Raw genomic sequence first — 6,782 nt, forward strand, 5'->3', positions numbered from 1 at the left:
ACCTTCCTGGAGATCGGCCCGGGCGGTGTCCTGACCGCCATGGCCCAGTCGGTCCTCGACGGCGGCCCTGCCGTCATCCCCCTCCTGCGGACGGACCGCGCCGAGGGCCTGGCCGTCACCACCGCCCTCGCCCGACTCCACGTCCACGGCACGCCCGTCGACTGGACCGCCGTCCTGGCCGGACGCGGCGCCCGGCTCATCGACCTCCCCACGTACGCCTTCCAGCGCACCCGCCACTGGCTCGACACCGGCCGCGCCGTCGGGGACCTCGCGAGCGCCGGCCTGCGGTCGGCGGACCACGCGCTGCTGGGCGCCGCCGTCGCACTCGCCGACGGTGAGGGCGTCGTCCTCACCGGGCGGCTGTCGCTGACGGCACAGCCCTGGCTGGCCGAACACCAGGTCATGGGAGCGGTGCTGCTGCCCGGTACGGCGCTGGTGGACCTCGCGATCCGGGCCGCCGACGAAACCGGCTGCGGCCGGGTCGACGAGCTCACCCTCCAGGCCCCGCTCGTACTGCCCGCTCAGGGCGGCGTCCAGCTCCAGGTCACCGTGGCCGGACCCGACGACACCGGGCGGCGGACCGTGCAGGTCCACTCCCGGCCGGACGGCGCGAGCCCCGACGCACCCTGGTCGGCCCACGCCATCGGCGTACTCGCCCCGGAGGCCTCGCGCCCCGACATCGCGGAGGACCTGGCGCAGTGGCCGCCCGCCGCCGCCCGGCCCGTCCCCATCGAGGGGTATTACGAGCGGCTGACGGAACTCGGCTTCGGCTACGGACCCGTGTTCCAGGGGCTGCGCGCGCTGTGGCAGCGCGATGGCGAGGTGTTCGCCGAGGTCGCGCTGCCGCAGGACACCACCGCCGACGGTTTCGGCGTCCACCCGGCGCTGCTCGACTCCGCCCTGCACGCGGTCGGCCTCGGCGGCCTGCTGCCCGACACCGGGCAGGGACGCATCCCGTTCGCCTGGAGCGGCGTACGGCTGGACGCGACCGGTGCCACGAGCCTGCGCGTCCGCCTGACCTCGCCCGCCCCCGACACGGTGTCGCTGCTCGTCGCCGACGGTACGGGCCGGCTGGTCGCCTCCGTCGAATCCCTCGTGCTCCGGGCGGTGACGGCCGATCAGCTGTCCTCCGCACGGCAGGTCGAGCACCAGGACACGCTGTACCGGATGGACTGGCCCGCCCTGCCCCTGGAGGAAACCGGCGCCACCGGCACCGTCACCCGGGCGGAGGACCACGCGGGACTCCTCGCGCTCCTGGCCGCCCCCGGCGACACGGAGGTCCTCCCGGACACCGTCCTGATCCCCGCCCCGCGCGCCACCGGCGGCGGCACGGCGGAGGACGTCCGCACGGTGACCCGGCAGGGCCTCGAACTCCTGCGGACCTGGCTCGGCGACGACCGGACCGCGCACGCCCGGCTGGTGCTGCTCACCCGGGGCGCGGTCGCCCCCACGCCCGGCGCCACCGTCGCCGACCCGGCGCAGAGCGCCCTCTGGGGCCTCGTACGGTCCGCCCAGTCGGAGAACCCCGCACGCGTGGTCCTCGTGGACACCGACGACCCGGCCGGTCAGGGCCGGTCCGGCCGGGCGCTGTCCGCCGCGCTGGCGACCGGTGAGCCGCAGCTCGCGCTGCGCGACGGCCTCGCGTACGTGCCCAGGCTCGCCCGCCGGTCGGCCGGAGACGCGCTGCGGCCCGCCCCCGGCGTCACCGCCTGGCGGCTGACCACCGGGGCCACCGGAGCCGCAGGTACCCTCGACGACCTCGCGCTGACGGAGAACCCCGCGGCCACCGCCCCGCTCGGCGAGGGCCAGGTACGGATCGCCGTCCGCGCCGCAGGGGTCAACTTCCGGGACGCCCTCATCGCTCTCGGCATGTATCCGGGGGCCGCCACCCTGGGCAGCGAGGCCGCCGGCGTCGTGGCCGAGACCGGCCCCGGGGTCACCGAACTGGCGGTGGGGGACCGGGTGTTCGGCATGATCCCCGAATCCTTCGGCCCGCTCGCCGTCGCCGACCACCGGATGGTGGCCAGGATGCCGGAGGGCTGGACCTTCACCGAAGCCGCGTCGGCGCCGATCGTCTTCCTGACCGCCTACTACGCCCTGGTCGACCTGGCGGGCCTGCGGGCCGGACAGACGCTGCTGGTGCACTCGGCGGCCGGCGGCGTCGGGATGGCCGCGACCCAGCTGGCCCGGCACCTCGGCGCCGAGGTCTACGGCACCGCGGGGCCCGGCAAGTGGGCGGCCCTGCACGCGGCGGGCCTGGACCAGGACCACCTCGCCTCCTCCCGCGAACTCGGCTTCGAACAGCGGTTCCTGACCGCCACCGGCGGCCGCGGCGTGGACGTCGTACTCAACTCCCTCGCCGGCGACTACGTGGACGCCTCGCTGCGCACGCTGACCGACGGCGGCCGCTTCCTGGAGATGGGCAAGACGGACGTCCGTGACCCCGAACGCGTCGCCGCGGAACACCGGGGCGCCGCCTACACCGCCTTCGACACCATCGAAGCCGGACCCGACCGCATCGGCGCCATGCTCCGCGAACTGGTGGCGCTGTTCGAGACCGGGTCGCTGCGCCCGCTCCCCGTCACCTGCTGGGACGTACGCCGGGCACCCGACGCGCTGCGCCACCTCAGCCAGGCCCGGCACATCGGCAAGCTCGTCCTCACCGTCCCCGTCCCGCACGACCCCGCCGGCACCGTCCTCGTCACCGGTGGCACCGGGGCGCTGGGCGGGCTCGTGGCCCGCCACCTGGTGGCCGAACACGGCGTACGGCACCTGCTGCTCGCCGGCAGGCGCGGCACGGCGGCCGAGGGAGCGGCCGCCCTGCGGGACGACCTGCTCGCGCGGGGCGCCACGACCGTCACGGTGGCGGCCTGCGACGCCGCCGACCGCAGTGCGCTCGCCGCCCTGCTGGGCGGCGTCCCTGCGGACCGGCCGCTGACCGCCGTGATCCACGCGGCCGGTGTCCTCGACGACGGGCTGGTCGCCTCCCTCACCCCGGACCGGCTGGACGCCGTACTGCGCCCCAAGGCGGACGCCGCGCTCAACCTCCACGAGCTGACCCGGCACCTGGACCTGTCCGAGTTCGTCCTGTTCTCGTCCGTCGCCGCGACCCTCGGCAGCGCCGGGCAGGGCAACTACGCCGCCGCCAACGCCTTCCTCGATGCGCTCGCCCAGCGCCGCCGGGTGGCAGGCCTGCCCGCCACCGCCATCGCCTGGGGGCCGTGGGCCGACAGCGGCATGGCCTCGGGGATGGACGAGCCGGGACGCGAGCGGATGGCCCGCTCCGGACTGGTGTCCTTCCCCGCCGAGGAGGGCCTCGCGCTCTTCGACGCGGCCCGGACCGGCGAACACGCCGTCGCCGTACCCGTGCGCTTCGCCACCACCGCGTCCGCCGCCGGCCCGGACTCCGCCAGGCAGATCCCGGCGGTCCTGCGCGGCCTGGCCCGCCCGGCCACCCGGCGTACCGCCCGGGACGCCGTGACGGCCGGCGGCGCCGACGCGCTGCGCGACCGGCTCGGCGCCCTGTCCGAGCCCGAACGGGACACCCTCCTGCTGGACCTGGTACGCACCCAGGTCGCGGCGGTGCTCGGCATCGGCGGCCCGCGCGACATCGACCGGAACCGGGAGTTCAAGCTGCTCGGCTTCGACTCGCTCACCTCGGTCGAACTGCGCAACCGGCTCAATGCCGCCACCGGACTCCGGCTGCCGGCCACCCTCGTGTTCGACTGCCCCACGCCCGTCGCGCTCGCCGAGCGCATCCGGCTCGACCTCGCACCGGACCAGGCGCAGGCCCCGTCCGCCCTGGCCGTCTTCGGCGAACTCGACCGGCTGGAGACGGCCCTCGCCGCCGTCGGCGCCGACGACGAACTGGTCCGGTCCCGGATCAGGACCCGCCTGCACGGGGTGCTCGCGGCCTTCAGCGAGGGCCCCGCGGCCGACGGCGGGGCGGGCCGCCCGGCACCCGACGAGGCATCCGACGAGCGGCTGCGCAGCGCCACCGTCGACGACATCTTCGCGCTCATCGACGAGGAGCTCGACGGCGCCTGATCACCCGGAACGACCCGGTGCACACCTTCGCGGCCCGCACCACCGCACCACATTTCCAGACACATCCCGGCGGGTGAACGAAACATGCAGAACGAGAACGAACAGAAACTGCTGGACTACCTCAAGCGCGTGACGGCGGATCTCAAGCAGACCCGGCGCCGGCTCCACGAAGTGGAGACCAAGGACCAGGAGCCGATCGCCATCGTGGCGATGAGCTGCCGCTACCCGGGACAGGTGGACAGCCCCGAAGCGCTCTGGCGGCTGGTCGAGAGCGGCTCGGACGCCGTCACCGGCTTCCCCGCCAACCGAGGCTGGGACCTCGACGGGCTGTACGACCCGGACCCGGGCACGCCCGGCAAGTGCTACACCCGCGAGGGCGGGTTCCTCCACGAAGCGGGCCGCTTCGACCCCGGCTTCTTCGGGATGTCCCCCCGCGAGGCCCTCGCCACCGACCCGCAGCAGCGGCTCCTCCTCGAGGTCGCCTGGGAGGCGTTCGAGCGCGCCGGGATCGCCCCGGCCTCCGTCAAGGGCTCCCGGACCGGCGTGTTCGTCGGGCTCGCCTACCAGGGGTACGCGGGCAGCGGCGACACCCGCGAAGAGCTGGAGGGCTTCCTGCTCACCGGCACCGCCCCCAGCGTCGCCTCCGGCCGGGTGTCGTACACCTTCGGCCTCGAAGGCCCCTCACTGACCGTCGACACCGCGTGCTCCTCGTCCCTCGTCGCCCTGCACCTGGCCGTCCAGGCCCTGCGGCAGGGGGAGTGCACGATGGCGCTCGCGGGCGGGGCCGCCGTCATGGCCGCCACCGGCATGTTCACCGAGTTCAGCCGCCAGCAGGGCCTCGCCGTGGACGGCCGCTGCAAGTCCTTCGCCGCCGGGGCCGACGGCACCGGGTGGGGCGAGGGCGTCGGCATGCTGCTGGTGGAACGGCTCTCGGACGCCCGCCGCAACGGCCACCCGGTACTCGCCGTCGTGCGGGGCAGCGCGGTCAACCAGGACGGCGCTTCGAACGGGCTCACCGCCCCGAACGGTCCGGCGCAGCAGCGCGTCATCGAACAGGCCCTCGCCAGTGCCGGGTTGTCCGCGGCGGACGTGGACGTGGTGGAGGCGCACGGTACGGGGACGCGGCTGGGTGACCCGATCGAGGCGCAGGCGCTGCTGGCCACGTACGGGCAGGCGCGTTCCGAGGAGAGCCCGCTGTGGCTGGGCTCGCTGAAGTCGAACATCGGGCACACCCAGGCCGCCGCCGGGGTGGGCGGGATCATCAAGATGGTCGAGGCGATGCGGCACGGGGTCCTGCCGAAGACGCTCCACGTGGACGAGCCGTCGCCGCACGTCGACTGGTCGTCGGGAGCCGTCCGCCTGCTGACCGAGCCCGTCGCGTGGACGGAGAACGGCCGCCTGCGCCGGGCCGCCGTATCCTCCTTCGGCGTGAGCGGGACCAACGCCCACACCATCATCGAGGAGGCTCCGCCGGCGCCCGAGGCCGAGGAAGAGCCGGCCGGTGGGACCCTGCCCGTCGCGTGGACCCTCTCGGGACGCAACAGCGCGGCCCTGCGGCAACAGGCCGAAAGGCTCCTGGCGCACGTCCTCGGCCTCGGCGACGTCAGTGCCGTGGACGTGGCCCATTCCCTGGCCACCTCGCGGACCACACTCGAACACCGCGCCGCCGTGGTCGGTACGGACCTGCCCGAACTCGTCGCCGGTGTGAAGGCGGTGGCCGAAGGGACCTCGGCCGCGCAGGTCGTCGAGGGGATCGGCGGCCGTGACGGCGGAACCGCGTTCCTGTTCTCGGGGCAGGGGAGCCAGCGGCCCGGGATGGGGCGCGAACTGCACGCCTCCTTTCCCGTGTTCGCCGAAGCGTTCGACGCGGTCTGCTCCGAACTGGACCCCCACCTCGAACGTCCCCTGAAAAGGGTCGTGTTCGGGGACGATCCCGAGCTGCTGAACGAGACCCGTTACACCCAGCCGGCGTTGTTCGCCGTCGAGGTGGCGCTGTACCGGCTGGTGGAGTCCTGGGGTGTGCGGCCCGACCTCCTGGCGGGCCACTCGGTGGGCGAGTTCGCCGCCGCCCATGTCGCGGGCGTCCTCTCCCTCGAAGACGCGGCGCGGCTGGTGGCGGCGCGTGGCCGGCTGATGCAGGCGCTCCCGGCCGGGGGCGTCATGGTGGCGGTGCAGGCCTCGGAGGACGAGGTGAGGCCCCTGCTGGCCGGGTACGGGGACCGCGCGGGCATCGCCGCCGTGAACGGGCCCTCGGCCGTGGTGGTTTCGGGCGCGGGGGATGCCGTAGCGGCGATCGTCGACCGGCTGTCGGCCGACGGCCGCAAGACGAAGGCGCTGCCCGTCTCCCACGCCTTCCACTCGCCGCTGATGGACCCGATGCTGGCCGAGTTCCGCAAGGCCGTGGAAACGGTCACCTTCCACGCCCCGAGGCTCCCCGTCGTGTCGACGCTCACCGGTCGCCCCGTGTCGGCCCAGGAGTTCTGCTCCGCCGACTACTGGGTGCGCCACGTCCGCGAGGCCGTCCGCTTCGCCGACGCCGTCACCTCCCTCGCCGACGAGGGTGCGAGTACCTTCCTGGAGATCGGCCCGGGCGGTGTCCTGACCGCCATGGCCCAGTCGGTCCTCGACGGCGGCCCTGCCGTCATCCCCGTCCTGCGGACGGACCGCGCCGAGGGCCTGGCCGTCACCACCGCCCTCGCCGGGCTCCACGTCCACGGCACGCCCGTCGACTGGAC

1 protein-coding gene and 1 pseudogene are annotated in these 6,782 nt (G+C 74.8%); both read left to right on the forward strand.

What is annotated here, in order from left to right; all coding sequences use genetic code 11:
- The coding region (locus ACFV0Q_RS36155; RefSeq protein ID WP_385011450.1) for an SDR family NAD(P)-dependent oxidoreductase at positions 1-4,047 on the forward strand (4,047 nt) is incomplete at its 5' end.
- Positions 4,048-4,143: 96 nt separating this feature from the next.
- A pseudogene (locus ACFV0Q_RS36160) lies at positions 4,144-6,782 on the forward strand (type I polyketide synthase); the annotation flags it as partial.

Origin of the sequence: Streptomyces sp. NPDC059564 (genome assembly GCF_042735575.1) — a bacterium.
GTDB lineage: Bacteria > Actinomycetota > Actinomycetes > Streptomycetales > Streptomycetaceae > Streptomyces.